The organism is Pseudarthrobacter sp. NCCP-2145, from assembly GCF_023708005.1.
Classification (GTDB): domain Bacteria; phylum Actinomycetota; class Actinomycetes; order Actinomycetales; family Micrococcaceae; genus Arthrobacter; species Arthrobacter oxydans.
Map to the genome: position 1 here is coordinate 1 of NZ_BRCG01000020.1, position 25572 is coordinate 25572.

Consider the following 25572-nt stretch of genomic DNA (forward strand, 5'->3'; position numbering starts at 1 on the left):
GTAGCGCGTCAGTTTCGACGATGACCTGACGGCGGCCAGCGGACATGGTCGTGGAGATGACACGGTAGTCGGGCAGGTTGAAGAGGATGGTGGCAGCATCGGCTGCGACCCCGGTAGGCTCGTACAAGGCTCGTGGTCCTGTTCCAGGTTGAATGCTTAGACACACTCATCCCAACAGGGCCACGGGCCCCTTTGTCTTCAACGACACGAACTCAATTCCCCATCAACCGCGAAGAGCCACATCAGGTGAGCGAGCGTCCCGGGAAACCCCGCATCAGGTGAGCGAGCGTCCCGGGAAACCCCACATCAGGTGAGCGAGCGTGTGAATATTCCCACGATGCGGCCTGCTGGGCTTCACCCGTGCTGCTCTGCGGGGCGGCTCCTCTAGAATTGATGAAGATGTACGGACTTCGAAGCGCTTGATTTCGGGTTGCGTAGGAAACGAAACACGGATACGAGCGGCTGCAGTTGCGCCAGTGGTCGGCTCATAACAGGAGGAATCCACATGGCTGAGCACAACGGCGGCAACCGCGGCGGAAATGACCGCGGCGGATTCCGCGGCAACAACAATTCAGGCGGAGACCCCAGGGGTTTCCGCTCCCGTGGCAACCGCGACGGCGGCGAGTCCTCCGGACGTCCCTCCGGTGGAGGCGAGCGAAAGCCGTTTGGCGATCGAGACCGCAAGCCCTTCGGTGATCGTCCGCGTCGCGATGGCGAGGGTGACCGTCGCGGTTTCGGCGGCGGGGAGCGGAAGCCGTTCGGTGACCGTGACCGCAAGCCGTATGGCGATCGTGACCAGAAGCCCTTCGGTGATCGTCCGCGTCGCGATGGCGAGGGTGACCGTCGCGGTTTCGGTGGTGGTGAGCGGAAGCCGTTCGGTGACCGTGACCAGAAGCCCTTCGGTGACCGTCCGCGTCGTGACGGCGAAGGGGATCGTCGTGGTTTCAGTGGTGGTGAGCGCAAGCCATTTGGCGACCGTGATCGCAAGCCCTTCAGCGGTGGTGGTGAGCGGAAGCCCTTCGGCGACCGTGACCGCAAGCCGTATGGCGATCGTGACCAGAAGCCCTTCGGTGACCGTCCGCGCCGTGACGGTGAAGGTGACCGTCGCGGTTTCGGCGGGGGAGAGAACAGGAAGCCGTTCGGTGACCGCAGCGACCGTACCGGCCGCGGTGACCGCCAGGACCGCGCACCGCGGAGTTTCGATCGTGGCCCCAGCCGGGGAGATGCAGGTCCCCGTACCTTTGGCCGGGACCGCCAGGAAGATCGTCCCGTCCGCGAACCCAACGTCCGCGACCTCCGCAGCGCGAACCGTCCGGACCGGGAGAGGTCCCCGCAGATCGACGAGGACGTTACGGGCAAGGAACTCGACCGCGCCACCCAGCACCAGATCAAAACGCTTGAAGCAAAGAGCGCGGAATGGGTCGCCCGCCACCTTGTGATGGCCGGCCGGCTTATCGATGAAGAACCGGAACTCGCCTTCCAGCACGCCCTCGCTGCAAGCCGCCGCGGCGGCAGGCTGGCGGCCGTCCGCGAAGCCGTGGGCCTGACCGCTTACGCAGCTGGCCATTACGGCGAAGCCCTCCGCGAATTCCGCACCTACCGGCGTATCAGCGGTTCCAACGTCCACCTTCCGGTCATGGCTGACTGCGAGCGTGGACTGGGGCGCCCTGACCGCGCCCTTGACGTAGCCAGGTCCGAGGAAGCCCAGGACCTGGACGCTCCCGGTAAAGCAGAACTCGCCATTGTGGCAGCAGGTGCCAGGACCGACCTGGGGCAGCTGGATGCGGCGGTAGCCGAACTGGAAATCCCGCAGCTGGACATCAACCGGGCGTTCTCCTACAGCCCCCGGCTGTTCCGTGCGTACGCTGACGCCCTCGCCGGCGTGGGCCGCGACGATGAAGCCGAGAAGTGGCGGAAGCAGGCCGTGGTTGCCGAAAACGCGCTGGGCCAGGGCGTAGACGAAGAGCCCGACATCATTGACCTCGGCTGGGATGAGGAGGAAGAGGCAAAGGAGGAAGCAGAGCGCCGCCGCCTTCTCGACCGCGCATCACAGGCATCCGAGGCTGCCCCCAAAACCGCATCCAGCGCCGGCGCCGCAACCGCCCCCGCTGCAGACCTGCACGCCGCCGAACTGCACGCCGCCGAGCCGCAGGACGCCAGCATCGACGACCAGGAAGCTGACTACTTCGTTTCCGACGACGCCGAGTCGGACGAGGATTCGGTGGAACGGGACGAGCTGGAGTCCGCTGAAGCCCCGGAAAGCGGCGCTGCCGACGAACACGACGATTCGTCCGCTGCGGGGTACCAGGACCAGCAGGACCGCCGGGAAGACTGACGAATGGCCGACGTTCCCCTGATTTCCCTGTTCGATGCCCTCCTGGCAGACCTGGACGGCGTGGTTTACGCCGGTCCGCACGCCATTCCGGGTGCCATTGAGTCGCTGAAGCAGCTCTCCGGCATCGGCGTAGGCCTGGGATACGTGACCAACAACGCGTCGCGCTCCCCGGGCCAGGTTGCTGCCCACCTCCGCGAGCTCGGGGCGCCCGCTGAAGACAACCAGGTGGTGAGCTCCTCACAGGCCGCCGCGGACCTGCTCGCGTCCCTGCTGGCTCCCGGCTCCCGGGTGCTCATCACGGGAAGCCCTGCCCTCGCCGCCGAAATCGAACTCGTCGGGCTTGCCCCCGTGTACAGCCAGGACGAGGGGCCGGTGGCGGTTGTCCAGGGCTTCAACCCCGAGATCGGATGGAAAGACCTTGCCGAAGCCACGTACGTGGTGAACGCCGGAGCCTTGTGGGTGGCCACCAACACGGACATGTCCATACCGCAGGCCCGCGGCATCGCGCCCGGAAACGGCACACTGGTCTCGGCGGTGGCAGCCGCAACAGGGCAGACACCCCGCGTGGCCGGCAAACCCGAAGCGCCGCTCTTCCACTCCGCAGCCAAGCGGCTCGGGGCAGAACGCCCGCTGGTGGTGGGGGACCGGCTGGACACCGACATCCTGGGCGGAAACAACGCCGGCTTCGCCACCGTGGCGGTACTGACCGGCGTCGACACCCGCCAGACCATCCTGGCCGCCCGCGCCGCCGAACGCCCGGACTACATCATCAGCAACCTGGCGGACCTGCACCGGCCGTACCCTGACGTGACGCACCACGACGGCACGTACGCCTGCGGCACAGCCACAGCGCGGGTGGCGAACGGTGCGGTGGGCATCATTGGCAGCCAGGACAACCTGGACTCCTGGCGCGCCGCGTGCGCAGCGTGGTGGGCGGCGACGCCAGACGCCTCCACCCCGCAGGCTCCCGAGCTGGTGTGGCTGGATCACTAGACTGGTGGAATGACTGAGCTGACCGAACCGGAATCCGCAGCAGCCCAGCCAACCCCGGACTGGCCCGGCATCAGCGATGCGGGAGTGACGGACCCCGTGGTGGCACAGGCGCTGGCCCGGCTGGAGGCACTGCCGCAGGTCCCGGTGTCCGACCACGAAAACGTCTACAACGAACTCCACGACGAACTGCTGGCCGCGCTGAACAGCGTTCCCGGCAACAGCGCGCCCACGAGCGCGGATCCGACGGACGGTGCCGCCTGATGCCGGTACGCCTCGACCAGGCTTTGGTGGCCCGGGGGCTTGCAAGGTCCCGGACGCACGCAGCCGCCTTGATTGCCGAAGGCAAAGTCACGTCAGCAGGACAGGTCCTGGCCAAGGCGTCCCTCCAGGTGGACGAGGACAGGCCCCTGGACGTCGAACATGACGAGCGGGACACCTACGTGAGCCGGGCCGGACATAAACTTGCCGGCGCGCTTGACGCTTTTCCCGGCATCACACCGGACGGCAAAAGGTGCCTCGACGCCGGTGCCTCCACCGGCGGCTTCACCGACGTCCTGCTGCGGCGCGGTGCGGCGCACGTGGTGGCGGTCGACGTCGGGCACGGCCAGCTGGTGCAGCGGCTGCGGGAAGATCCCCGCGTGGACGTCCACGAGGGATTGAACGTCAGGTACATGTCGCCCGCGGACATCGGGGGCGCCGCGGAACTCACCGTGGCAGACCTGTCCTTCATCTCCCTCACCCTGGTGGTCCAGCCGCTGGCACTGTGCACCGAACCCGGCGGGGACCTGGTGCTGATGGTGAAGCCGCAGTTCGAGATCGGCAAGGACCGGCTGGGACGGACAGGGGTCGTCACCTCCGAGCGGGAACGCCGCCTGGCGGTGGAGAAAGTGGCCAGGGCAGCGCTCGACGCCGGGCTGGACCTCTGCGGCCTGGCGGTCAGTCCGCTGCCGGGCCAGGACGGAAACGTTGAATACTTCCTGTGGATAAAACGCAGGATCAGCCAAGACTTGCCTAAGATCGAAGAGCGGGAGGCAGCGGCTGCTGCCTTGCTCGGACGAATCTGGCCGAACCACTAGAGAGCGGAACCTGATGAGCAGGCGTGTACTGGTCCTCGCCCATACCGGCCGCGAGGACTCGCTGAAGGCCGCCTGGGAGGCGTGCGCCCTCCTGCACGCCTCGGGCATCGTGCCGGTCATGCAGGAATCCGAACTTGCAGACATGGAACGGTTCTTCGGACACCTGGCCCAGCCCGTGGAGGTCCTCCACGACCATGTCCAGCTGCCGGATGTTGAACTGGTGATGATCCTTGGCGGCGACGGCACCATCCTGCGCGCAGCTGAACTGGTCCGGGAGGTGGACGTGCCGCTGCTGGGCGTCAACCTTGGCCATGTGGGCTTCCTTGCCGAAAGCGAGCGGGCGGACCTTGCCCAGACCGTCGAGTGGATCGCCAGCCGCGAGTACACGGTGGAAGAGCGGATGACCATTGACGTCCAGGTGTGGGTCCGCGGCCAGAAGATCTGGCACACGTGGGCGCTGAACGAAGCGGCCATCGAGAAGGCCAACCGCGAACGCATGCTTGAGGTCGTGACCGAAGTGGACGAACGTCCCCTCACCTCCTTTGGCTGCGACGGCATCGTCCTGGCCACCCCCACCGGCTCCACGGCCTATGGTTTTTCGGCCGGCGGGCCCGTGGTGTGGCCCGAAGTGGAGGCACTGGTCATCGTCCCCATCAGCGCCCACGCACTCTTCGCCAAACCGCTGGTGGTCTCGCCGCGTTCCAGGCTGGCTGTTGAGGTCCTGGGCCGGACGGATGCCCAGGGCGTCCTGTGGTGTGATGGCAGGCGGTCCGTGGACCTGCCGCCCGGTGCCAGGGTGGAAGTCACCAAATCAGCAACCCCCGTGAGGCTCGCCCGCACCCACCAGACGCCGTTTTCGGCCCGCCTGGTCCGCAAGTTCGAGCTTCCGATCCACGGCTGGCGGGGACCTGTGCCCAAGGCGGACGCCATCCACACCGGCCCCATACCCGTCGTCCGGACACCGCGGCCCATGCCGCCGCTCCAGGTGCCGCCGGCCGGCCAGCCCGACATTGACTCCGATCCGTCCACCGCAAAGTGAAGCCATGCTTGAAGAACTGAGAATCCGCGATCTTGGCGTCATCACTGACGCAACGCTGCCGCTGGGGCCGGGCCTGAGCGTGGTGACCGGCGAGACCGGCGCCGGCAAGACCATGGTGGTCACCGCCGTCGGCCTGCTCCTGGGCGCGCGTTCCGATGCCGGAGCCGTCAGGAGCGGCGCAAAGAGCGCCACGGCCGAGGCCGTGCTGAAGCTCGACGCCGGCCACCCCGCGATTGCCAGGGCATTGGAGGCGGGGGCGGATACGGAAGAGGTCGATGGCGGCGCGGAGCTGATCCTTGCCCGTCGCCTTGGCTCCGACGGCCGCAGCCGTGCCTTCCTGGGCGGCAGGGCCGCGCCGGTGGGTGTCCTGGCCGAAATCGGCGAGACCCTGGTGGTGGTCCACGGCCAGTCGGACCAGATCCGGCTCAAGGGAGCGGCCGCCCAGCGGGGCGCCCTGGACAAGTTCGCCGGTGAAGCACTGGCCGGTCCGCTGGCCGCCTACCAGGAGCTCTACAACCACTGGAAGTCCAGCCAGGCCGAGCTGGACGGCCTCCGCAGCGCTGCGCGTGACAGGCTGCGTGAGGCCGAATCCCTGCAAAGCGCCCTCGCCGAAATCGATGAGGTTGATCCGCAGCCGGGGGAGGACGAAGTCCTCAAAGCCGAAGCGGTGAAACTTGCCAACGTCGAGGAGCTTCGCATCGCCGCGAGCACGGCCCACCAGGCGCTCATCGCCGAGGACTTCGGTGAAGAGGGGGACGCCACCACCCTCGTTGACGCTGCCAAGCGGACGCTGGAACACGTGGCCGAGCACGACGCCGAGCTGGGGTCCGCCGCCTCGCGGCTGGCCGAGGTGGGCTTCCTGCTGAACGACATCGCCACCGAGCTGGCCAGCTACCAGGCTGGGCTGGACACGGAAGGACCCGAACGGCTCGCGGAGATCGAGGACCGCCGTGCCGTGCTGGCCAAACTGGTCCGCAAATACGCTCCCACCATCGACGAGGTGTTGGTCTGGGCGGAGAACGCCCGCGTGCGCTTCGATGAACTGCAGGACGATTCCACCCGGATCGAAAAGCTGGACGCCGAAGTGGTCCAGGCGGAGGCAGACCTGAAGAAGCTGGCCGCGGCCATCAGCAGGATCAGGGCCAAGGCAGCGAAGGACCTCTCGGCCCGGGTCAGCGCGGAGCTTAAGGCGCTGGCCATGGCTGATGCCACGCTGGTCATCAACCTCGAGCCCGGTGGCCAGCTCGGGCCGCACGGCGCGGACGAGATCAGCTTCCTGCTGCAGCCGCACTCCGGGGCCCCCGCCCGGCCCCTCGGCAAGGGCGCCTCCGGCGGTGAACTGTCCCGCGTCATGCTCGCCATCGAAGTGGTGCTGGCAGCCGTGGACCCGGTCCCGACGTTCGTCTTCGACGAGGTGGACGCCGGCGTGGGCGGCCGCGCCGCCGTCGAAATCGGCCGCAGGCTCGCCATGCTGGCCCGCCACGTCCAGGTGCTGGTAGTCACCCACCTGCCGCAGGTGGCCGCTTTCGCGGACCAGCACATCACCGTCACCAAGACTTCCGTCCGGGGAGCCGACGGCGGAACCGCCACCGGGTTCACATCCAGTGATGTCCGCCTCCTCGACGGCCCCAAAAGGGTCCGCGAACTGGCCCGCATGCTGGCCGGCCAGGAGGATTCGGAGTCGGCGCAGGCGCACGCCCAGGAACTGCTGGACGACGCAAAACTCCTGCCCCAGGGGGCCTGAGGGCGGGTTCGGCCGGGGCTCCGCGGGCGGGCCGCCCCTTGATCGGCGGCCGGCACAGGGGCAAACTTGGACGTTTGGGGAAGAGTGCCGGCGATCCGTGGAAGGCTCAAATGATGATAGGCTCGAATTCCGTGGTGCAGCGATCAAATTCCCGTGTAAATTCCCGGTTCCCGGGCTCATCCAAGACGACCAAACACATCTTCGTAACCGGTGGTGTGGCGTCCTCGCTCGGTAAGGGACTGACGGCATCCAGCCTTGGTCACCTCCTGCGCGCACGCGGCCTGTCTGTGACCATGCAGAAGCTCGATCCGTACCTGAACGTGGATCCGGGCACCATGAACCCCTTCCAGCACGGCGAGGTCTTCGTCACCGACGACGGCGCCGAGACGGACCTGGATATCGGACACTACGAGCGCTTCCTGGACGAAAACCTGGAAGGTTCAGCGAATGTGACCACGGGGCAGGTGTACTCAACTGTCATCGCGAAGGAACGCCGCGGCGAGTACCTCGGCGACACCGTCCAGGTCATCCCGCACATCACCGATGAGATCAAGCGCCGCATGCGCCTGCCGGCCGAGGGCAAGAATGCCCCGGACGTTATCATCACCGAAATTGGCGGCACCGTGGGCGACATCGAATCCCAGCCGTTCCTCGAATCGGCCCGCCAGGTGCGCCAGGACATCGGCCGCACTAACGTGTTCTTCCTCCACGTCTCCCTGGTCCCCTACATCGGGCCGTCCCAGGAGCTGAAGACCAAGCCAACCCAGCACTCCGTGGCAGCCCTGCGGTCCATCGGTATCCAGCCTGAGGCGATCGTTATCCGCTCGGACCGCGAAGTGCCCGAAGCCATGCGGGAAAAGATCGGCCGGATGTGCGACGTCGATATCGATGCCGTGGTGAACGCCGCCGATGCCCCCAGCATCTACGACATCCCCAAGACCCTCCACACGCAGGGCCTGGACTCCTACATCGTGCGTGCCCTGGACCTGCCCTTCAAGGACGTGGACTGGACAAGCTGGGACAAGCTCCTCGAGGCCGTGCACAACCCCAAGCACGAGGTCGAGATCGCGCTGGTGGGCAAGTACATCGACCTTCCCGACGCCTACCTGTCGGTGACCGAGGCCCTGCGTGCCGGCGGCTTTGCCAACGACACCAAGGTCAAGATCCGCTGGGTTCCCTCGGACGAGTGCGAAACCCGCGAGGGCGCCGTCAAGGCGCTCGACGGCGTCGACGCCATCTGCGTTCCGGGCGGCTTCGGCATCCGCGGACTTGAAGGCAAGCTCGGCGCCCTGAAGTTCGCCCGCGAAACCAAGCTGCCGGTCCTGGGACTCTGCCTGGGCCTGCAGTGCATGGTCATCGAATACGCCCGCAACGTGGTGGGGCTCGAAGGTGCCTCGTCCAGCGAATTCGAGCCCGACTCCAAGTACCCGGTCATTGCCACCATGGAAGAGCAGCTGGAGTTCGTCGAAGGCCGCGGCGACCTCGGCGGCACCATGCGCCTGGGCCTCTACGAAGCAAAGCTCGACCCCGGATCCGTCATCGCTGAGACGTACGGCAAGACCACCGTCAGCGAACGCCACCGCCACCGCTACGAGGTCAACAACAAGTACCGCGACCAGATCGCAGCCGAAGGCCTGGTGTTCTCCGGCACGTCCCCGGACGGCAAGCTCGTTGAATTCGTCGAACTGCCTGCGGACGTCCACCCGTACTACGTGGCCACCCAGGCTCACCCCGAGCTGAGCTCACGCCCCACCCGGCCGCACCCGCTGTTCGCCGGCCTGGTCAAGGCAGCCCTGAAGCACCAGGGGGGCCCCGACACGGCTGCCACCGCGGATGCCGGCGCTGCCGACGCCCTGCAGTCCGGTACGGTAGCCGCTAAGTAGTTCCAACAGAAAAGGACGGCGCGATGCCCGGTACACCTGAAGCCACCCCTGCTGCGAAGCAGGTTTCGGATGAACCGAGCCCGCGCCGTCTTTTGTCTACCGAGAAGGTCTACAAAGGCCGGATCTGGGACGTGGTCAGCGACAGCTTCCAGCTGCAGGAAACCGGAGAAGCACTTACCCGCGACTACATCGACCACCCCGGCGCGGTGGCCGTCCTGCCCATGAACGCCGCCGGGGAGATCCTCCTCCTCAGGCAGTACCGCCATCCGGTGGGCATGGATCTTTGGGAGATCCCCGCCGGCCTGCTGGACGTTGAGGGTGAGGACTTCGTGGTGGGGGCCGCCCGGGAAATGGCCGAGGAAGCGGACCTCGCCGCGGGTACCTGGAACGTCCTGGCGGATTTCTTCAATTCCCCGGGCTCCTCCAGCGAGGCCATCAGGATCTACCTGGCCCGGGACCTGGCAGACATACCCCATCACGAACGCCACGAGCGGACGGATGAGGAAGCCGAGATCGAGTTCCACTGGATCAGCCTGGACGACGCCGTGGACTCCGTCCTGGCCGGCCGGCTCCACAACCCGTCCGCCGTCGTCGGAATCCTGGCCGCCGCTGCCGCACGCGCCGGAGGGTACCAGGGGCTTCGGCCGGCCGATGCACCCTGGCCGGCGCACCCCAGCCAGCGCTGATGGTTCCGCCTCCCTCCACCGAACTGGCCTCCGCAGACCCGGTCCCCGCCGAGGCAGCCCGTGCAGAGCCGGCCAGGGATGCCGCCCCGCCCGCCCCGCCCACGGCCATCGACCGCGGCATCACCGACTACCTGCAGCACATGGGAGTGGAGCGCGGCCTGGCGGCCAACACCCTCTCCGCCTACCGGCGGGACCTCACCCGCTATGCCCGCTACCTCTCGGCGGCGGGCTGCGCGCGCCCGGAGGACATCACCCGCCACCACGTCACGGGATACGTCCGGGCACTGGCTGACGGGTCCGACGGCGGTTCCACCCTGGGCGTCAGGTCCGCCGCCCGGACCGTGGTGGCCGTCCGCGGACTCCACAAGTTCTGGGCTTTGGAAGGCTTCACGCCCACGGACCCCGCCAGCGAAGTCCACCCGCCCATGCCCGGGAAGCGGCTGCCGAAAGCCATCAGCGTGGATGAAGTCACACGGATCCTCGAAGCGGCGGGAACGGACACAGCAACAGGGCTGCGCGACCGCGCCCTCCTTGAGTTCCTGTACTCCACCGGAGCAAGGATCAGCGAGGCCGTAGGCCTGGACGTTGACGACATCTCGCTGGATGCTGAGGCGTCCGGCCCGGCCATCGTGCGGCTCTTCGGCAAGGGTTCCAAGGAGCGGCTCGTGCCCCTCGGCTCCTACGGTGCCAGGGCCCTGGAAGCATACCTGGTGCGGGGCCGTCCGCTGCTGGCAGCCAAGGGAAAAGGCACCCCGGCGCTGTTCCTGAACGCCCGCGGCGGCCGGATCAGCCGGCAGAGCGCCTGGACCATCCTGAAGGCGGCGGCCGAAAAGGCGAACATCACCAAGGACGTTTCCCCCCACACCCTCCGGCACTCCTTTGCCACCCACCTGCTCGAAGGCGGCGCGGACGTCCGCGTGGTCCAGGAGCTGCTGGGCCACGCCTCGGTGACCACCACGCAGGTGTACACCCTGGTCACTGCCGAAACCCTGCGGGAGATCTACGCCGCCGCGCATCCCCGGGCGCTGGGCTGAGCATGGCTGCTGCGGTTTCCCTGTGCTTCCTGCTCCGCGAGGTTGACGGCGTATCCCAGGTGCTGCTGGGGCTGAAGAAGACAGGGTTTGGGCGCGGAAAGATCGTGGGCATCGGCGGCCACGTGGAACCGGGCGAGAGCGACGCGGAGGCAGCGATCCGCGAGGTGCGGGAGGAAGCGGACGTCGGGCTCCGCCACGAGGACCTTCGGGACGCCGGGGTCATCCGGTTCGTGTTCCCTGCCAAGCCGGAATGGGACATGCGCACGAGGCTGTTCACAGCGGTGCGCTGGGACGGCGAGCCCACCGAAAGCCTTGAGATCGCCCCGGCCTGGTTTGAGACCGCAGCCCTGCCCGTTGAGCGGATGTGGCAGGATGCCGACCACTGGCTGCCGGTGGTGCTGGAAGGCGGGAAGGTCAACATCGTTGTGACCATGGACTACGACAATGAGGCCGTTGCCTCCTCCGAGAGCCTCCTCTTCTGAAAACTTCGGGAAAACGACGGCGGCCGGGCCCGCAAGGTGACCTGGCCGCCGTCGCGCCTTCCGGCTGGGGCGCCCTGCCCCGCACCAGCCTTAGGACAGGTGCCGCTCCTCCGGGCCGACGTATTCGCTCAGCGGACGGATCAGCGAGTTGGAGTCCAGCTGCTCCATGATGTGCGCCGTCCAGCCCGTGATCCGGCTGGCGACGAACAGGGGAGTGAACGTCTCGGTGTCAAAGCCCATGAGGTGGTAGGTGGGCCCCGCCGGATAGTCGAGGTTGGGCTTGATGGCCTTGGCCTCGTCCATGGCAGTCTCGAGGCCCTGGTACAGGCCCAGGAGTTCAGGCCGGCCGTAGTGCGCGATCATCTTGTCCAGGGCCGCCTTCATGGTGGGCACCCGGGAATCGCCGTGCTTGTACACCCGGTGTCCGAACCCCATCACCTTCTTCTTGTGGGCCAGGGCGTCCTCCATCCAGGCTTTGGCGCGCGCTGCCGCTTCTTCCAGCGATTCCTCCGGCCGGATGCCGATCTCATCGAAGGTGTGCATGACGGCCTCGTTCGCGCCGCCATGCAGCGGGCCTTTCAGGGCCCCGATGGCGCCCGTGACCGCTGAATGCAGGTCCGAGAGCGTGGAGGTGATGACCCGTGCCGTGAAGGTCGAGGCGTTAAAGCTGTGTTCGGCGTAAAGGATCATGGAAACGTTGAAGGCCTCCACCACTTCCGGCACCTGTTCCTCACCGAAGGCCATCCACAGGAAGTTGGCCGAGTAGCCCAGGTCGTCCCGGGGCGCTACCGGTTCAACGGGGCGTCCCGCCGCGTGCCGCCGGCGCTGGTCGTAGGCCACCACGGCCGGCATCGCTGCGAACAGGTCCACGGCCTTTGCCATGTTGGCTTCCCGCGACGAATCACCGGTCAGCGGATGCCTGGCACCCATCACAGAGGCTGCCGTCCGGCAGACATCCATGGGGTGGGCGCTGGTGGGCAGGGCATCGACTACCTGCTTGACCACTGGGTCCAAAGCCCGCCCGGCCCGCTCCCGCGCTGTGAATTCGGCCAGCTGGTCCGCGGTGGGCAGCTCCCCGTTCCAGAGCAGGTACGCGACTTCCTCAAAGCTGCACCGCGCCGCGAGCTCCTGGACCGGGTAGCCACGGTACAGCAGCGAGTTGGTGTCCGGGTTGACCTTCGAGACGGACGTGTAGTCCACTACGACGCCGGCGAGACCTTTTTTGATGTCCTGTTCAGCCATGCTGAAACTCCCTTGTTCCTGTCGCCTTTCGGATGCCGGCCGCGGCCGGCGGTGGTCCTTTAGTGCTTTCCGGGGACCTGGAAATTGAAGACCCCGGTGTCAAAACGGTTGTAGGCCTCGTAGTCCACGAGGTCGTACAGCCGCGCCCGGGTCAGCATGCTGCCGACCTGTGCCTCCTGCGTTCCCTCAGCCTTGATCGAGTCCAGCGTACGCTCAGCAGCGCCCATGGCACTACGGAGCAGGGTGACCGGATAAATCACCATGTTCACGCCCACAGCTGCCAGCTGGTCCACCGTGAAGAGGTCGCTCTTTCCAAACTCCGTCATGTTGGCCAGGATGGGCACGTCCACGGCATCGCGGATGGCCTGGAACTCGTCCAGGGTGGCCATGGCTTCCGGGAAAACAGCGTCTGCGCCGGCGTCCACGAGTGCTTTTGCCCGGTCCTGTGCCGCCGCCAGTCCATCCGTGGCGCGGATGTCGGTGCGGGCCATGATCAGGAAGTTGGGGTCGCGGCGGGCGTCCGCAGCAGCGCGGATGCGTTTGGTGGCGGTGTCCAGGTCCACGACGTTCTTGCCGTCGAGGTGGCCGCAGCGCTTGGGGTTGAACTGGTCTTCGATGTGCAGTCCGGCGAGGCCGGCGTTCTCGAGTTCCTGCACGGTGCGGGCAACGTTCATTGGTTCGCCGAAGCCGGTGTCCGCATCCACGATGGCGGGCAGGTCCGTCATGCGGGCGATCTGTCCTGCGCGGGTGGCCACTTCGGTGAGGGTGGTCAGTCCGATGTCCGGCAGGCCGAGGTCGTTGGCCAGCACTGCACCGGAGATATAAACCCCGGCGAAGCCCTTCTCCTCGATCAGCCGGGCGGAAAGGGGGTTGAACGCGCCGGGGAACTGCTGGATGGTTCCGGAGGCCAGGAGCTCCCGGAACCGGATCCGCTTCTGCTCCGGCGTGGTCCTGGAATACAGCATCAGAACAGTCCCTTGGGTGCGGCGGCGAAGTCGATAACGCCGGGGGCAGCGGTGATGTTCAGCTGGTCCAGCTCACCGGCGGAAAGTTCCGGCAGCCGCTCGGCGGCGGCCAGGAACCGTTCAATCTCGGCTTCCTCCACCAGCCCCGCGGCGAGGGTGCGGAACTTGTTGACGTACTGGTCCCGTCCGAACGGCCTGGCGCCCAGCGGGTGGGCATCAGCCACGGCAATGTCGTCCTTGATGACCGATCCGTCCGTCAGGGTGATCTCAACGGAACCGCCGAAGGCCTTCTCTGCAATGTTGAGGGAGTGGTAGCGGCGGGTCCACTCAGGGTCTTCCTCGGTGCTGACCTTCTGCCACAGGTCCACCGTGTCCGGCCGTCCGGCACGTTCGGGGGAGTAGGAGTCCACGTGGTGCCAGGCGCCATCCTGCAGGGCCACCGTGAAGATGTAGGGGATGGAGTGGTCCAGCGTCTCCCGGCTGGCCTTGGGATCGTACTTCTGCGGATCGTTGGCGCCGGAGCCGATGACGTAGTGCGTGTGGTGGCTCGTCCTGATCAGGACGGACTTCACGTTGGCCGGGTCCGTGGCTTCGGGATGTTCACGGTTCAGTTTCCGGGCCAGGTCAATCCAGGCCTGCGCCTGGTACTCGGCGGAGTGTTCCTTGGTGTAGGTGTCCAGGATGGCGCGCTTTGCTTCCCCGGCCTCCGGCAGCGGCACCATGTAGGAGGCATCCGGGCCGTCCAGCATCCAGGCGATGACGCCGTCTTCACCTTCGTAGATGGGCACCGGAGAGGTCTGTCCGCGCATGGCCCGGTCTGCGGCCTCGACGGCCATCTTTCCGGCGAACGCCGGGGCGTGCGCCTTCCAGGTGGAGATCTCGCCCTTGCGGGACTGCCTGGTTGCCGTGGTGGTGTGCAGGGCCTGGCCGACGGACTGGAAAATGGTCTCGACGTCGAGACCCAGGAGTGTGCCGATGCCTGCGGCTGCCGACGGGCCAAGGTGCGCCACGTGGTCGATCTTGTGCTTGTGCAGGCAGATTGCCTTGACCAGGTTCACCTGGATTTCGTACCCGGTGGTGATGCCGCGGATGAGGTCCTGTCCGCTGGCACCGGTGTGCTGGGCAACGGCAAGGATGGGCGGGATGTTGTCGCCCGGATGCGAGTAGTCGGCGGCCAGGAACGTGTCGTGGTAATCCAGTTCCCGCACGGCAACCCCGTTGGCCCACGCCGCCCATTCCGGTGACACGCGCTCGCCGATGCCGAAAACCTTGGCGCCCTGGCCACCGGTGCTGGGGCCGTGCGCCAGGGCCTGGGCGCGGGCAGCCACAATCGGCCCGCGGTTCAGGGAGGCGATGGCCACCGAGGCGTTGTCGATGACACGGTTGACCACCATGTCGGCCACCTCGGGCGTTACCGCGACGGGGTCGGTGGCAACCTTGGCGATCTTGTAGGCGAGCTGTTCCTCGCGGGGCAGGTTTTCCTCGCTCCTGTAAACCCGGACGTGGTGTTCCTTAACCATGGTGCTCCTTGTGGTGGGGTGTATGCGTGTTCTTGACGTGCGTAAGGCTTCGGTGCAGGTGGAGGATGGTGGCGGCTTCGGCCAGCCGGGGGTTGCGGGCGGCGATCGCTTCGGCGATGGCTGCGTGCTCTGCTGCTGCGGCCGTGAGCCGCTGCGCATCGTCGGCTGCCAGGCGGCGTACGCGCACCAGGTGCACCCGCAGGCCGCGCATGGCCTGCGCCAGGTAGGAGTTGGAGACGGCGGCATCGATGGCGGCGTCGAGGCGTCCGGCCAGATCGTAGTAGGCATGCCTGCCGGGGTCGCTGCCGTCAATGAGGGCGGGGGCTTCGAGGAGCTCCTTGTGGAGCTGGAGGAAAACACCGGGATCACCGCGTTCGGCTGCCAGCGCCGCGGCTTTGCTTTCGAGGGTTTCGCGGAGCTCGAAGAGTTCGTCGATGTCATCGAGCGAAACGTCGGTGACGACGACGCCGCGGCTGCCGGCCGTCGTCGTCAGCCCTTCGGCGGTGAGCCGGCTCAGCGCCTCCCGCAGTGGAGTGCGCGAGACACCAAGCCGTTCGGACTGTTCCACCTCAGCAAGCACCGTGCCCGGCAGGAGGCGCCACTCGGTGATGTCTTCGCGGAGGGCGGCGTAGGCCCGGTCACTGGCGCGCATCGTTGCCTCCTTCGGTCTTGGACTCCTCCCAGTGTATACATGGGGCTCCAATTTGCCAATGAACGGCAGCTAAAACGTGGAATAGCCACATTCATGTATACAAAAACCCTTGTTCGCCGTCGGGCTCCCGGCTAACATGGCGTCTACACAACGTCGTGGATGGGAAGCACTTTCATGGTCACCAGCAGCTATCGGCAAACGTACGAAGAAAGCCTTGGTAATCCCGGGGAGTTTTGGCTCAATGCAGCCGCAAAGGTTTCCTGGTCGGCGCCGCCCCGGCACGCGCTGGACGCAAGCCGGGCCCCGCTCTACACCTGGTTTCCGGACGGGGTCCTCAACACCTCCTACAACGCCCTGGACCGCCACGTGGAGGCCGGCCGGGGTGACCAGGACGCACTCATCTACGATTCGGCCATGCTCGGCACCCGCCGGCGCTTCAGCTATGCGGAACTCACCGGGCTGGTGGCACGCTTTGCCGGTGCCCTCCGCCGCCGCGGGGTGGGCAAGGGGGACCGCGTCGTGATCTACATGCCGATGATTCCCGAGGCAGCCATCGCCATGCTGGCAACAGCGCGCCTCGGAGCCGTCCACTCAGTGGTCTTCGGAGGGTTTGCCCCGAAAGAACTCGCGGCGCGCATCCGCGACGCCGCCGCCGCCGTAGTGGTCACCGCCTCCGGGGGAATCGAGCCCACCCGCCGCATTGAATACCTCCCCGCCGTCGAGGAAGCCCTCCACCTGGCGGGAGTGCCGGACCTCCCCGTCATCGTCCGGGCCCGGGAGGGCTTCGCAGCCACAGCGGCGGACCATGGCTGGCAGGACTGGGACTCGGAAATGGCCGCTGCGGAACCTGCCGCACCCGTGGACGTCGCGGCCACCGATCCGCTGTACATCCTCTACACCTCAGGCACCACCGGGACGCCCAAAGGCGTGGTGCGGGACAACGGGGGCCACGCCGTCGCTCTCACCTGGACCATGGAAAACATCTACGGCGCTGGTCCGGGGGACGTCATGTGGACCGCGTCCGATGTCGGCTGGGTGGTAGGGCACTCCTACATCGTCTACGGCCCGCTGCTTGCCGGTGCCACCACGGTCCTCTACGAGGGCAAACCGGTTGGAACGCCTGATGCCGGGGCGTTTTGGCGCGTGATCCGGGAGCACGGAGTCAACGTCCTGTTCACCGCCCCCACGGCGCTGCGGGCCATCCGGAAGGCCGACCCCGAGGCGGCCCTGCTGCGGGACTATGACATGTCCAGCCTGCGCACGCTCTTCACGGCGGGGGAGCGGCTGGACACGGACACCTTCCACTGGGCCTCCCGGTCGGTTGGCGTTCCTGTGGTGGACCACTGGTGGCAGACAGAGACGGGCTGGGCCATCTGCGCCAATCCCCGCGGCTTGGAAGAACTGCCCATCAAGGCAGGTTCGCCCAGCGTCCCTATGCCGGGATTCAGGCTCAGCATCGTGGACGACCTTGGCGTGGAAGTGGCACCCGGCACGGAAGGCAACATCGTGCTCGGGCTTCCACTGCCGCCCGGGACCCTGGCCACGCTCTGGGGCAACGACGAACGGTACATCTCCTCCTACCTGCAGGCTTTCGAGGGGTTCTACGCCACCGGGGATTCCGGCTACCGGGACGCGGACGGCTACGTGTTCGTGATGGGGCGGACGGACGACATCATCAATGTCGCGGGGCACCGGCTGTCCACCGGCGCCATGGAGCAGGTGATCGGACAGCATCCGGCCGTTGCCGAATGCGCGGTGATCGGCCTGGCTGATCCGCTGAAGGGCCAGCGCCCCAGCGGCTACGTTGTGCTCAAGTCCGGGGTGGAGGTGTCCGAGGACGTCCTGGCAAAGGACCTGGTGGCGATGGTCCGCCGGGACATCGGCGCTGTTGCGGACTTCAAGCACGTGACGGTTGTTGATGCCCTGCCCAAGACCCGGTCCGGGAAGATCCTCCGCAAGACGATGCGCCAGATTGCCGACGGCGAGGAGTACACGGTGCCGTCCACGATCGAAGACGCCGGGGTGATTGACCAGCTGATCGGGAGCCTCCGTCCCGGCGGGAGCGGAGACTAGCAGCGGACGGAGCCAGTGGCCCGAGTCAGCGGCCGGGTTAGCGCCCGCTCCAGCGGTACTCGTTTTCCGGCCGGCCCGGTGTTCCGTAGCGGGCAGTCCTGGAGACGGTGCCGGCGTCCGCCAGGTACTCGAGGTAACGGCGTGCGGTGACGCGGGACATGCCGAGTGCGTCCATGACTTCCGTGGCGGATACGGCGTCGCTCTGTTGCCTGACGAACTCCTGCACTGAGCCCAGCGTGGAAGCGGAGAGGCCTTTGGGCAGGGGAAGTTCCGACGGCGCCCGCAGGCTTGCGAAGGCCTGGTCCACTTCGCTTTGGGACGCTCCGGCCTTTCCGGAGCCGGCGTTCGGGCCTGCGAGCTGCTGCCGGAACTGCCGGTAGCTTTCCAGCTTGTCGGCGAACGTGGCGAACGTAAACGGCTTGATCAGGTACTGAACCACGCCAATGGCCACGGCGCTCCGCACGATCGCCAGCTCCCGGACCGCTGTGATGGCGATGATGTCCGCGAGGATGCCCGCCGCCCGCATCCGCCTGGCGATATCCAGGCCGTGGAGGTCCGGCAGGTTCATGTCCAGGAGGACGAGTTCCACCGGGTTGCCCGCCGCCGAGAGCTCACCGAGCAGCCGAAGGGCGGACTGGCCGTCCGGCGCGCTTCCGGCCAGCTCAAAACCCGGCAGCCGCCCGATGTAGGCTGCGTGTGCCGCCGACGCGATGGCCTCGTCCTCAACGACGAGGACCCGGATGTTGCTCACGGTGTGTGCTCCTTTTGCGGGGACGCTGCTGCGGGAAGGAATACTTCGAATTTCGCTCCGCGCCGTCCGTTAATGGTCAGGGTACCGCCCAGCCGCTGCACTGCCTGCCGGACCAGGGCCAGCCCGATGCCCCGGCCGCCGGGCCCGGAAGGCTTGGTACTGAAGCCGTGGCGGAAGATGCTGTCCGCGGCCTGCGCGTCCAGGGCGGCGCCGGAATCGTGGACGGCGATGTCCAGCCCCTCCTCATCCGACTCCACTGTCAGCTCCACCCGCCGGGGCGGGGGAGCGTCCGCAGCCGCATCGATGGCGTTATCCAGCAGGTTTCCCAGGATAGTCACCAGGTCCTGCACAGCCACTCCCGCCACCGTACCGGAACCCAGCGTGGCAACATCGAGCTGGACCCCGCGTTCGTGGGCTTCAGCCACCTTGCCCATCACCAGCGCACCCAGGACAGGTTCATCAACGGAGCTGACCATGTCATCCGTCAGCTGCTGGCTGAGTTCCAGGTCCCGGGTGGCGAAGTCCAGTGCTTCCTGCGTCCGGCCCAGCTCCAGGAGCGAGACCATGGTGTGGAGCCTGTTGGCGTGTTCATGGGTCTGGGCGCGGAGGGCACCGGAGAGGGTCCGCATGGTTTCGAGTTCGTTGCCCAGGGCCTCAATTTCGGTACGGTCCCGCAGCGTGGCCACCGTACCGTACACGGGCGTCCTGCCCCGGGTTCCCGGGGAATCGGGCGCCCTGGCCGGCCCCTGGTTGACCACCAGCACCCGGGAACCGGTAAGGATGATCTCGTCATTGGCCGGCCGGCCGGACTCGAAGAGGTCCCGGAGCTCCTCCTCAAGCGGCAGTTCCCCCAGCGACGGCGGCCTGGTGGGGTCCTTGCTCCCGGCACCTTCGAGGCCCAGCAGTTCTGCCGCCTGGTCGTTGTACATCACCACGCGGCCCTTCGTGTCAATCAGGATCAGGCCTTCGCGCACCGAGTGCAGGACGGATTCGTAGTAGGCGAACAGCTGCGATAGCTGCTCGGGACCCCAGCCCCGGGTCACCCGGCGAAGGTACCGGCCCAGGAGCCAGGACGCCAGTGAACCGCCCACCAGCAGGGCAAGGCCAATCGACAGCAGGGCGGGCAGGCGTCCTGCGAACGCAACATCCACCGTGCGGACCGTGACGCCCACCGCCACCAGCGCCTTTACCTCACCCGCTTCATCCTTGACCGGGACAATGGTCCGCACTGACGGGCCCAGTGTCCCCGCCGTCACTTCGGTGAGCTGCCCACCCTGCAATGCAGCGTCGATGGAGCCGATATACGGCCGGCCGATTTCCTCGTCCCGCGGATGGGTCCACCGGGTGCGGTCCGGCGCCATGATGGTGACGAAGTCGACGTCGGCCCCTGCCATGACGTCCCTGGCGTAGGGCTGCAGCGTCGCGGTCGGGTCCGGGCTTGAGGCCGCCTCCAGCACCAGCGGGCTGGCCGCGATGGCAGCGGCGATCCCCGCCATCCGCTGGCCGGCCTCGTCGTAGGTGCGGTCACGGGCATCAACAAAGGTGGCCGAACCGACGACGGCGAGGAACACCACCACAATCAGCAGGTTCGCCACGAAGAGCCGGCGGGCGATACTCCAGGGGTGGATCACGTGTGCCTCCCGCGCCGTTCCGGACGCCATCCGTAGAAACCATGTGCGCCGCGACCAATATGAACGCAACGGTGAGCTGGGTCACGGCGTGCCCAATGATGGATATCACACCGGAGGACGCGTTGAGCCCAGAGAATGTGCCGCAGCGTCTATCAGATTATCCATATAAGGAGACACATCATGGCTTCTCAACGAGGAGAGTCGCTTGACACCGTGAAGACGCGGCGCAAGGGCATCGACAAATCGCATTACCTCTACATTGCCGTCATCGCCGCCGTTATCCTCGGTGCCGTGGTGGGCCTGATGTTCCCCGAGGTCGGCAAGTCCCTGAAGCCGCTGGGTGACGGGTTCATCAAGCTGATCAAGATGATGATTGCGCCCATCATCTTCTGCACCATCGTCCTGGGCATCGGCTCCATCGCAAAGGCCGCCACGGTGGGCAAGGTCGGTGGCCTGGCGCTGGGATACTTCGTGCTCATGTCCACCTTCGCGCTCGCCATCGGCCTGGTTGTTGGAAACCTGATCCACCCGGGCGAGGGCCTGAAGCTGGCGCCGTACGATCCCTCCAAGAAGGCCGAAGTCGACAGCACCGTCGCCTTCCTCCTCGGGATCATCCCGGGAGACATTCCGGTCCTTCCGACGCTCTTCGCCGCACTCCTCGTAGGTTTCGCCCTGCAGAAGATGGGCCCGCAGGGTGCCCCGGTACTCAAGGCCATCGGCCATGGCCAGGCCGTCGTGTTCCGCATCCTCATCATGATCATGTGGCTTGCCCCGGTGGGCGCATTCGGTGCCATCGCCGCCGTCGTGGGAGCCACCGGCTTCCAGGCCATCGTCAGCATGTTCACCCTGATGGCCGCCTTCTACATCACCTGCGCACTGTTCATCGTCATCATCCTGGGCGGTCTGCTGAAGGTTGTGTCCGGGGTCAACATCTTCAAGCTCATGAAGTACCTGGGCCGTGAATACCTGCTGATCTTCTCCACGTCCTCTTCCGAAGCTGCCCTGCCCCGCCTGATCGCAAAGATGGAGCACCTCGGCGTCTCCAAGCCTGTGGTTGGCGTCACGGTACCCACCGGCTACTCGTTCAACCTGGACGGCACCGCCATCTACCTGACCATGGCGTCACTCTTCGTAGCCAACGCCATGGGAACGCCGCTGGACCTGGGAGCCCAGATCTCCCTGCTGGTCTTCATGATCATCGCCTCCAAGGGTGCCGCCGGTGTCACCGGCGCCGGCCTCGCCACACTGGCTGCAGGCCTGCAGGCACACAAGCCTGAACTCCTGGGCGGCGTGGGCATGATCGTGGGCATCGACCGGTTCATGTCCGAAGCCCGCGCCCTGACCAACTTCACCGGCAACGCCGTAGCCACCGTCCTGATTGGCACGTGGGTCAAGGAGATCGACGGCGGCCAGGTCAACAGCGTCCTCTCCGGCGAACTGCCCTTCGACGAGCAGACCATGATCGCCGGCCACACCGGCCACGCCGAACCGGCAGCCACGGATACCGACGCGCCCCGCGTTCCGGCCGCCGTCTAGGCACCGGGCCACGCGCATACAGTATCAACGCAGCAGCCCCCGCAGCCCCGGCCGCGGGGGCTGCTGCGTGCCCCGTCAAAACCAACCTTCGACCTCAGCTAGAGGGTCAAGGCTCAACATGGGGGGAAAGTCAAGTTCCGCCGAATACCGTGTCGGTCGCTGTAACCTTGGGAAGAAGAAGGAACGGCGCTGGCACCCAGCGGCAGGAAATCACCGTCATCGAAAGTGTGGATAGATACGTGAGCAGCGAACAGGGTTCGGCAACTCTGGAGGGCACGGAATTTGACCTGGACAACGCGGTGATGGGCCCCACGGGACGCCCATACCGGGAGTTCCCGGAACCGGCACCGCTGTCCTCCCACGGTCCGGCGCGTGTGATCGCCATGGTGAACCAAAAGGGCGGCGTCGGCAAGACCACCTCCACCATCAACCTCGCGGCAGCTCTGGCGGAGTACGGGCGCCGGGTACTCCTGGTCGATTTCGATCCCCAGGGTGCGCTGTCGGCAGGCCTCGGCGTGAACCCCCACGAACTGGACCTTACGGTCTACAACGTGCTGATGGACCGCAAGGTCAACATCCGTGACGCCATCCACCAGACCGGCGTCGAGAACGTCGACCTGCTGCCGGCCAACATCGACCTCTCCGCTGCCGAAGTCCAGCTCGTCAATGAAGTGGCACGCGAGCAGGTCCTGGACCGGGCCCTGAAGAAGGTGGAGGACGATTACGATGTCGTCCTCATCGACTGCCAGCCCTCGCTGGGCCTGCTGACCGTCAACGCCCTCACCGCGGCGCACGGCGTGATCATCCCGCTGATCTGCGAGTTCTTCGCCCTCCGTGCGGTGGCCCTGCTGGTGGAAACCATCGACAAGGTGCAGGACCGCCTCAACCCGCGCCTGCAGGTGGACGGGGTGCTCGCCACAATGTATGACGCCCGGACCCTCCACAGCCGTGAAGTCATCACCCGGCTGGTGGAAGCCTTCGGGGACAAGGTCTTCGAGACCGTCATCAAGCGTTCCATCAAGTTCGCGGACGCCACGGTGGCCGCGGAGCCGATCACCAGCTACGCCGGCAACCACATCGGTGCGGACGCCTACCGGCGCCTGGCCAAAGAACTGATTTCGCGCGGCGGCGCACCCTAGCCAGGACGTGGCCGAATCCAAGCCCGGCTTTGAGGTGCGGCTGGCCAACTTCACGGGTCCCTTCGACCTCCTGCTGGGACTGATCGCCAAGCACCAGCTGGACATTACCGAGGTGGCCCTCGCCACGGTGACGGACGAATTCATCAAGTACATCCGCAACCTGCAGAAACTGGGCGGGGAATGGGCACTGGATGAAGCCAGTGAGTTCCTGGTGATTGCCGCGACGCTCCTGGACATCAAGGCTGCCAGGCTCCTTCCTGCCGGCGAGGTGGAAGACGACGAGGACATGGCGCTGCTTGAGGCCAGGGACCTCCTCTTCGCCCGGCTCCTGCAGTACAAGGCCTTCAAACATGTGGCCGGCCTCCTGGGTGAATCACTGCACCAGGAAGCCATGCGCTTTCCCCGCCAGGTTGCCCTGGAGGAGCATTTCGCGGCGATGCTCCCGGAACTCGTGTGGAAGCACACCCCGGAACAGTTTGCCGCGCTGGCGGAAACTGCGCTGCGGCCCAAGGCGCCGAAACCCACCGAAGTGGGGCTGGCCCATCTCCACGGCGGCAACGTCAGCGTCAAGGAGCAGGCCGAAATCATAGGGCTGCGGCTCCAGCGGGAATCGCCGCTCACCTTCCGGGCCATGATCGCCGACGCCGAATCCACCCTTGTGGTGGTTGCGAGGTTCCTGGCGCTGCTGGAGCTGTTCCGGGACAAAGCGGTGTCCTTCGACCAGCTGTCGCCGCTGGCGGACCTTGCCGTCCACTGGACCGCCGGCGGCCGGCAGTGGTCCGCAGACAACCTAAGTGAAGAGTTCGAGGAGCAGCTGTGACCAGGGAAGCACCGGAAGGCACGCAACCGGGGGAGGAGGACCTCGAAAACCTCCCGGGCGGGGCCAAAGCTGCCGTTGAGGCTGTGCTGATGGTCATCGACCAGCCGGCCACGGAAGAGGAACTGGCCGCCGGCCTTGGCCTGACCGTTGAAAAGGTGAGCGGGCTGCTGGCTGAACTGCAGCGCGAGTATAGCGGCTATACTGTTAAAGCCCCGGATATGGATCAAGCCAGCCACGCTGGTTTCGGCTCCAGCCCCCGGGGTTTTGAATTGCGGAACATCGCCGGTGGCTGGCGGATCTACTCCCGCACGGACTTCGCCGACATTGTGGGCAAGTATGTGCTGGAAGGCCAGACAGCCAGGCTTACCCAGGCAGCCCTGGAAACGCTCGCGGTCATCGCGTACCGTCAGCCCGTCTCCAGGGCCAGGGTTTCCGCAATTCGGGGCGTCAATGTTGACTCTGTGGTGCGGACACTCGCCCAGCGCGGGTTGATCGAGGATTCGGGAACGGATCCGGAATCCGGGGCCATGCTGTACCGGACCACATCGTATTTCCTGGAACGGATGGGCATCGGTTCTGTGGCCGAGCTGCCGCAGTTGTCTCCCCATCTTCCGGGCCTGGACGGCATAGCGGAGTACTACGACGCCGAAGGGATCTAGGCAGTTTCGAGCTGCCTGGGCAAGGATATTTATCAGGGCAGATTATTTCTGCACGGCTGGTTAGGGTTGTCTCTGGACACCTTTCCGGCCAAACAATTGAAGGACGGGTCATGACACAGGCGGGACGCCAGGGTTCACCACGTAACAGCTCGGGACGCAACAATCCCCAGCGCAACACCTCCCAGGGTGGCAAGTCAGCGGGCGCGTTCCGCGGCGGTGCCCCGAAGCGGGGCGGCGGGTTCGGCAGCGACCGCCCGCAGCGCGCACCCAAGCCGCGCGAGGAACGCTTCATCGATCCGGATCTGGCGTCGGACGGCCCCCAGCAGGGCCGTGGCGCCGCAGATCCGAAGGCCGCCAGGCCTTCCTCTCGGAAGCCTGCAGCGCGCAAGCCCGGAGCCAAGAAGGCGCCGGGCACTCCAGGCGCCCTCAAGCCGAAGCCGCGCACCGGGGCACCCGGTGCCGCAGCCTCCCGTGCGTTCGGCAGCGAACGCTTCGGCCAGAACCTGGGGCCAGTGCGCAGGCCGTCACGGAAGAAGGGCCCGCGCGGCGACGTTCCCCAGTCGGAACTGCACGACGCCGACGGCGTGCGCCTGCAGAAGGTCATGGCCTCGGCCGGCGTCGCATCGCGCCGCGTCTGCGAGGAGATGATTGCCGAGGGCCGGGTGGAAGTGGACGGACAGGTCGTCACCGAGCTCGGTGTCCGGGTTGATCCCAAGACTTCCGTCATCCACGTGGACGGCCTGCGCATCCAGCTGGATGAGAACCTCGTCTACATGGTCTTCAACAAGCCGAAGGGCGTTGTCTCCACCATGGAGGACCCCGAGGGCCGGCCCTGCATCAGCGATTTCCTCAAGAGCAACAAGAACACCGGCGAACGTCTCTTCCACGTGGGGCGCCTCGACGTCGCCACCGAGGGGCTGCTCCTGCTGACGAACGACGGCGAGCTGGCCAACCGCCTGACGCACCCTTCCTACGAAGTGCCCAAGACGTACCTGGTACAGGTCCGCGGTCCCTTCCCCCAGGGTATTGGCGCGCAGCTCAAGGAAGGCGTGGAACTGGAGGACGGCTTTGCCTCCGTCGACTCCTTCCGGCTGGTTGACTCAACCCCCGGCCACGTGCTGATCGAAGTTGTGCTGCACTCGGGCAAGAACCGTATTGTCCGCCGCCTCTTCGACGCCGTCGGCTTCCCGGTGCTTCGGCTGGTGCGCGTCAAGGTGGGCCCCATCGGCCTGGGCGACCAGCGCCAGGGCAGCATCCGCAACCTCGGCAAGCAGGAAGTCGGGCATCTGCTGGCATCCGTAGGGCTCTGAGG

23 protein-coding genes are annotated in these 25572 nt (G+C 66.5%); 16 read left to right on the top strand and 7 right to left on the bottom strand.

The genetic code is table 11. The features are described from left to right. Positions 1-571 precede the first annotated feature (571 nt). Positions 572-1432, bottom strand: coding sequence for a hypothetical protein (locus tag NFU08_RS16110; RefSeq protein ID WP_251424652.1), 861 nt, complete (start codon positions 1430-1432; stop codon positions 572-574). 6 nt (positions 1433-1438) lie between these two features. Here NFU08_RS16110 and NFU08_RS16115 point away from each other — a divergent pair, with 6 nt between their 5' ends. The 10 genes from NFU08_RS16115 to NFU08_RS16160 all read left to right on the top strand — a co-directional run bounded on the left by NFU08_RS16115 (position 1439) and on the right by NFU08_RS16160 (position 11272). Then, positions 1439-2335, top strand: a complete 897-nt coding sequence (locus tag NFU08_RS16115; protein WP_251424653.1) for a hypothetical protein — start codon at positions 1439-1441, stop codon at positions 2333-2335. A 3-nt stretch (positions 2336-2338) separates the two neighbouring features. Beyond that, positions 2339-3328, top strand: coding sequence for an HAD-IIA family hydrolase (locus NFU08_RS16120; RefSeq protein ID WP_188732282.1), 990 nt, complete (start codon positions 2339-2341; stop codon positions 3326-3328). Positions 3329-3337: 9 nt separating this feature from the next. After that, the gene (locus NFU08_RS16125) at positions 3338-3589 is read left to right on the top strand and encodes a hypothetical protein (RefSeq protein WP_174176897.1); all 252 of its coding nucleotides are present in this window, start codon (positions 3338-3340) and stop codon (positions 3587-3589) included. After that, positions 3589-4404 carry a TlyA family RNA methyltransferase gene (locus tag NFU08_RS16130; RefSeq protein ID WP_174176899.1) on the top strand — a complete coding sequence of 272 codons (816 nt, stop codon included), beginning with the start codon at positions 3589-3591 and terminating at the stop codon, positions 4402-4404. Before NFU08_RS16125 ends, NFU08_RS16130 begins: the two co-directional genes overlap by 1 nt. Positions 4405-4417: 13 nt before the next feature. Further along, entirely contained in the window at positions 4418-5443 is a 1026-nt protein-coding gene (locus NFU08_RS16135; protein WP_174176901.1) for an NAD kinase, read from the top strand. Positions 5444-5447: 4 nt separating this feature from the next. Continuing rightward, a complete protein-coding gene (gene recN, locus NFU08_RS16140; protein WP_251424655.1) occupies positions 5448-7187 on the top strand; it encodes a DNA repair protein RecN in 1740 nt (579 codons plus the stop codon). 113 nt (positions 7188-7300) lie between these two features. Then, a complete protein-coding gene (locus NFU08_RS16145; RefSeq protein WP_217432310.1) occupies positions 7301-9070 on the top strand; it encodes a CTP synthase in 1770 nt (589 codons plus the stop codon). 23 nt (positions 9071-9093) lie between these two features. After that, on the top strand, positions 9094-9756 hold the full coding sequence (locus NFU08_RS16150; protein WP_251424657.1) for an NUDIX hydrolase: 663 nt from the start codon (positions 9094-9096) through the stop codon (positions 9754-9756). Continuing rightward, positions 9756-10790, top strand: coding sequence for a site-specific tyrosine recombinase XerD (gene xerD / locus NFU08_RS16155; RefSeq protein ID WP_251424659.1), 1035 nt, complete (start codon positions 9756-9758; stop codon positions 10788-10790). Before NFU08_RS16150 ends, xerD begins: the two co-directional genes overlap by 1 nt. A gap of 2 nt (positions 10791-10792) precedes the next feature. After that, entirely contained in the window at positions 10793-11272 is a 480-nt protein-coding gene (locus NFU08_RS16160) for an 8-oxo-dGTP diphosphatase (protein WP_174176911.1), read from the top strand. A gap of 90 nt (positions 11273-11362) precedes the next feature. Here NFU08_RS16160 and NFU08_RS16165 read toward each other — a convergent pair whose 3' ends face one another. From NFU08_RS16165 to NFU08_RS16180, 4 genes are read right to left on the bottom strand one after another with little or no spacing between them, the layout of a single operon-like run. Beyond that, positions 11363-12514 carry a bifunctional 2-methylcitrate synthase/citrate synthase gene (locus tag NFU08_RS16165; RefSeq protein ID WP_174176913.1) on the bottom strand — a complete coding sequence of 384 codons (1152 nt, stop codon included), beginning with the start codon at positions 12512-12514 and terminating at the stop codon, positions 11363-11365. Positions 12515-12573: 59 nt separating this feature from the next. After that, positions 12574-13479 (bottom strand): methylisocitrate lyase, encoded by a 906-nt coding sequence (gene prpB, locus NFU08_RS16170; RefSeq protein WP_174176915.1) that lies wholly within the window; start codon positions 13477-13479, stop codon positions 12574-12576. After that, positions 13479-14999, bottom strand: a complete 1521-nt coding sequence (locus NFU08_RS16175) for an MmgE/PrpD family protein (RefSeq protein WP_174176917.1) — start codon at positions 14997-14999, stop codon at positions 13479-13481. Before NFU08_RS16175 ends, prpB begins: the two co-directional genes overlap by 1 nt. Next, positions 14992-15651, bottom strand: coding sequence for a GntR family transcriptional regulator (locus tag NFU08_RS16180; RefSeq protein WP_174176919.1), 660 nt, complete (start codon positions 15649-15651; stop codon positions 14992-14994). Before NFU08_RS16180 ends, NFU08_RS16175 begins: the two co-directional genes overlap by 8 nt. A 174-nt stretch (positions 15652-15825) precedes the next feature. On the opposite strand from NFU08_RS16180, the gene NFU08_RS16185 reads away from it, so the two are divergent. Beyond that, positions 15826-17724 (top strand): AMP-binding protein, encoded by a 1899-nt coding sequence (locus tag NFU08_RS16185; RefSeq protein ID WP_251424698.1) that lies wholly within the window; start codon positions 15826-15828, stop codon positions 17722-17724. Between the two features lie 37 nt (positions 17725-17761). Here NFU08_RS16185 and NFU08_RS16190 read toward each other — a convergent pair whose 3' ends face one another. Together NFU08_RS16190 and NFU08_RS16195 are read right to left on the bottom strand one after the other, a co-directional pair. After that, positions 17762-18475: a response regulator gene (locus NFU08_RS16190; RefSeq protein ID WP_174176921.1), complete on the bottom strand. Its 714-nt coding sequence runs from the start codon at positions 18473-18475 to the stop codon at positions 17762-17764. Further along, complete coding sequence (locus NFU08_RS16195; protein ID WP_251424700.1) at positions 18472-20106, bottom strand: ATP-binding protein; 1635 nt, start codon at positions 20104-20106, stop codon at positions 18472-18474. Before NFU08_RS16195 ends, NFU08_RS16190 begins: the two co-directional genes overlap by 4 nt. A gap of 180 nt (positions 20107-20286) precedes the next feature. On the opposite strand from NFU08_RS16195, the gene NFU08_RS16200 reads away from it, so the two are divergent. From NFU08_RS16200 to NFU08_RS16220, 5 genes are all read left to right on the top strand, one after another. Then, complete coding sequence (locus NFU08_RS16200; protein WP_251424660.1) at positions 20287-21642, top strand: cation:dicarboxylate symporter family transporter; 1356 nt, start codon at positions 20287-20289, stop codon at positions 21640-21642. A 239-nt stretch (positions 21643-21881) separates the two neighbouring features. Continuing rightward, positions 21882-22781, top strand: a complete 900-nt coding sequence (locus NFU08_RS16205) for a ParA family protein (protein WP_104188770.1) — start codon at positions 21882-21884, stop codon at positions 22779-22781. Between the two features lie 7 nt (positions 22782-22788). Beyond that, the gene (locus NFU08_RS16210) at positions 22789-23601 is read left to right on the top strand and encodes a ScpA family protein (RefSeq protein ID WP_174176925.1); all 813 of its coding nucleotides are present in this window, start codon (positions 22789-22791) and stop codon (positions 23599-23601) included. Further along, positions 23598-24260, top strand: a complete 663-nt coding sequence (locus NFU08_RS16215) for an SMC-Scp complex subunit ScpB (protein ID WP_251424662.1) — start codon at positions 23598-23600, stop codon at positions 24258-24260. Before NFU08_RS16210 ends, NFU08_RS16215 begins: the two co-directional genes overlap by 4 nt. A gap of 110 nt (positions 24261-24370) precedes the next feature. After that, positions 24371-25570 carry a pseudouridine synthase gene (locus NFU08_RS16220; protein WP_174176929.1) on the top strand — a complete coding sequence of 400 codons (1200 nt, stop codon included), beginning with the start codon at positions 24371-24373 and terminating at the stop codon, positions 25568-25570. Positions 25571-25572: the final 2 nt, after the last annotated feature.

Excerpts from the sequence above, each read along its gene's own strand:
- NFU08_RS16115 (WP_251424653.1), top strand. The coding sequence starts at position 1,439 with ATGGCCGGCCGGCTTATCGATGAAGAACCGGAACTCGCCTTCCAGCAC.
- NFU08_RS16120 (WP_188732282.1), top strand. The coding sequence starts at position 2,339 with ATGGCCGACGTTCCCCTGATTTCCCTGTTCGATGCCCTCCTGGCAGAC.
- NFU08_RS16125 (WP_174176897.1), top strand. The coding sequence starts at position 3,338 with ATGACTGAGCTGACCGAACCGGAATCCGCAGCAGCCCAGCCAACCCCG.
- NFU08_RS16130 (WP_174176899.1), top strand. The coding sequence starts at position 3,589 with ATGCCGGTACGCCTCGACCAGGCTTTGGTGGCCCGGGGGCTTGCAAGG.
- NFU08_RS16135 (WP_174176901.1), top strand. The coding sequence starts at position 4,418 with ATGAGCAGGCGTGTACTGGTCCTCGCCCATACCGGCCGCGAGGACTCG.
- recN (WP_251424655.1), top strand. The coding sequence starts at position 5,448 with ATGCTTGAAGAACTGAGAATCCGCGATCTTGGCGTCATCACTGACGCA.
- NFU08_RS16145 (WP_217432310.1), top strand. The coding sequence starts at position 7,301 with ATGATAGGCTCGAATTCCGTGGTGCAGCGATCAAATTCCCGTGTAAAT.
- NFU08_RS16150 (WP_251424657.1), top strand. The coding sequence starts at position 9,094 with ATGCCCGGTACACCTGAAGCCACCCCTGCTGCGAAGCAGGTTTCGGAT.
- xerD (WP_251424659.1), top strand. The coding sequence starts at position 9,756 with ATGGTTCCGCCTCCCTCCACCGAACTGGCCTCCGCAGACCCGGTCCCC.
- NFU08_RS16160 (WP_174176911.1), top strand. The coding sequence starts at position 10,793 with ATGGCTGCTGCGGTTTCCCTGTGCTTCCTGCTCCGCGAGGTTGACGGC.
- NFU08_RS16165 (WP_174176913.1), bottom strand. The coding sequence starts at position 12,514 with ATGGCTGAACAGGACATCAAAAAAGGTCTCGCCGGCGTCGTAGTGGAC.
- prpB (WP_174176915.1), bottom strand. The coding sequence starts at position 13,479 with ATGCTGTATTCCAGGACCACGCCGGAGCAGAAGCGGATCCGGTTCCGG.
- NFU08_RS16175 (WP_174176917.1), bottom strand. The coding sequence starts at position 14,999 with ATGGTTAAGGAACACCACGTCCGGGTTTACAGGAGCGAGGAAAACCTG.
- NFU08_RS16180 (WP_174176919.1), bottom strand. The coding sequence starts at position 15,651 with ATGCGCGCCAGTGACCGGGCCTACGCCGCCCTCCGCGAAGACATCACC.
- NFU08_RS16185 (WP_251424698.1), top strand. The coding sequence starts at position 15,826 with ATGGTCACCAGCAGCTATCGGCAAACGTACGAAGAAAGCCTTGGTAAT.
- NFU08_RS16200 (WP_251424660.1), top strand. The coding sequence starts at position 20,287 with ATGGCTTCTCAACGAGGAGAGTCGCTTGACACCGTGAAGACGCGGCGC.
- NFU08_RS16220 (WP_174176929.1), top strand. The coding sequence starts at position 24,371 with ATGACACAGGCGGGACGCCAGGGTTCACCACGTAACAGCTCGGGACGC.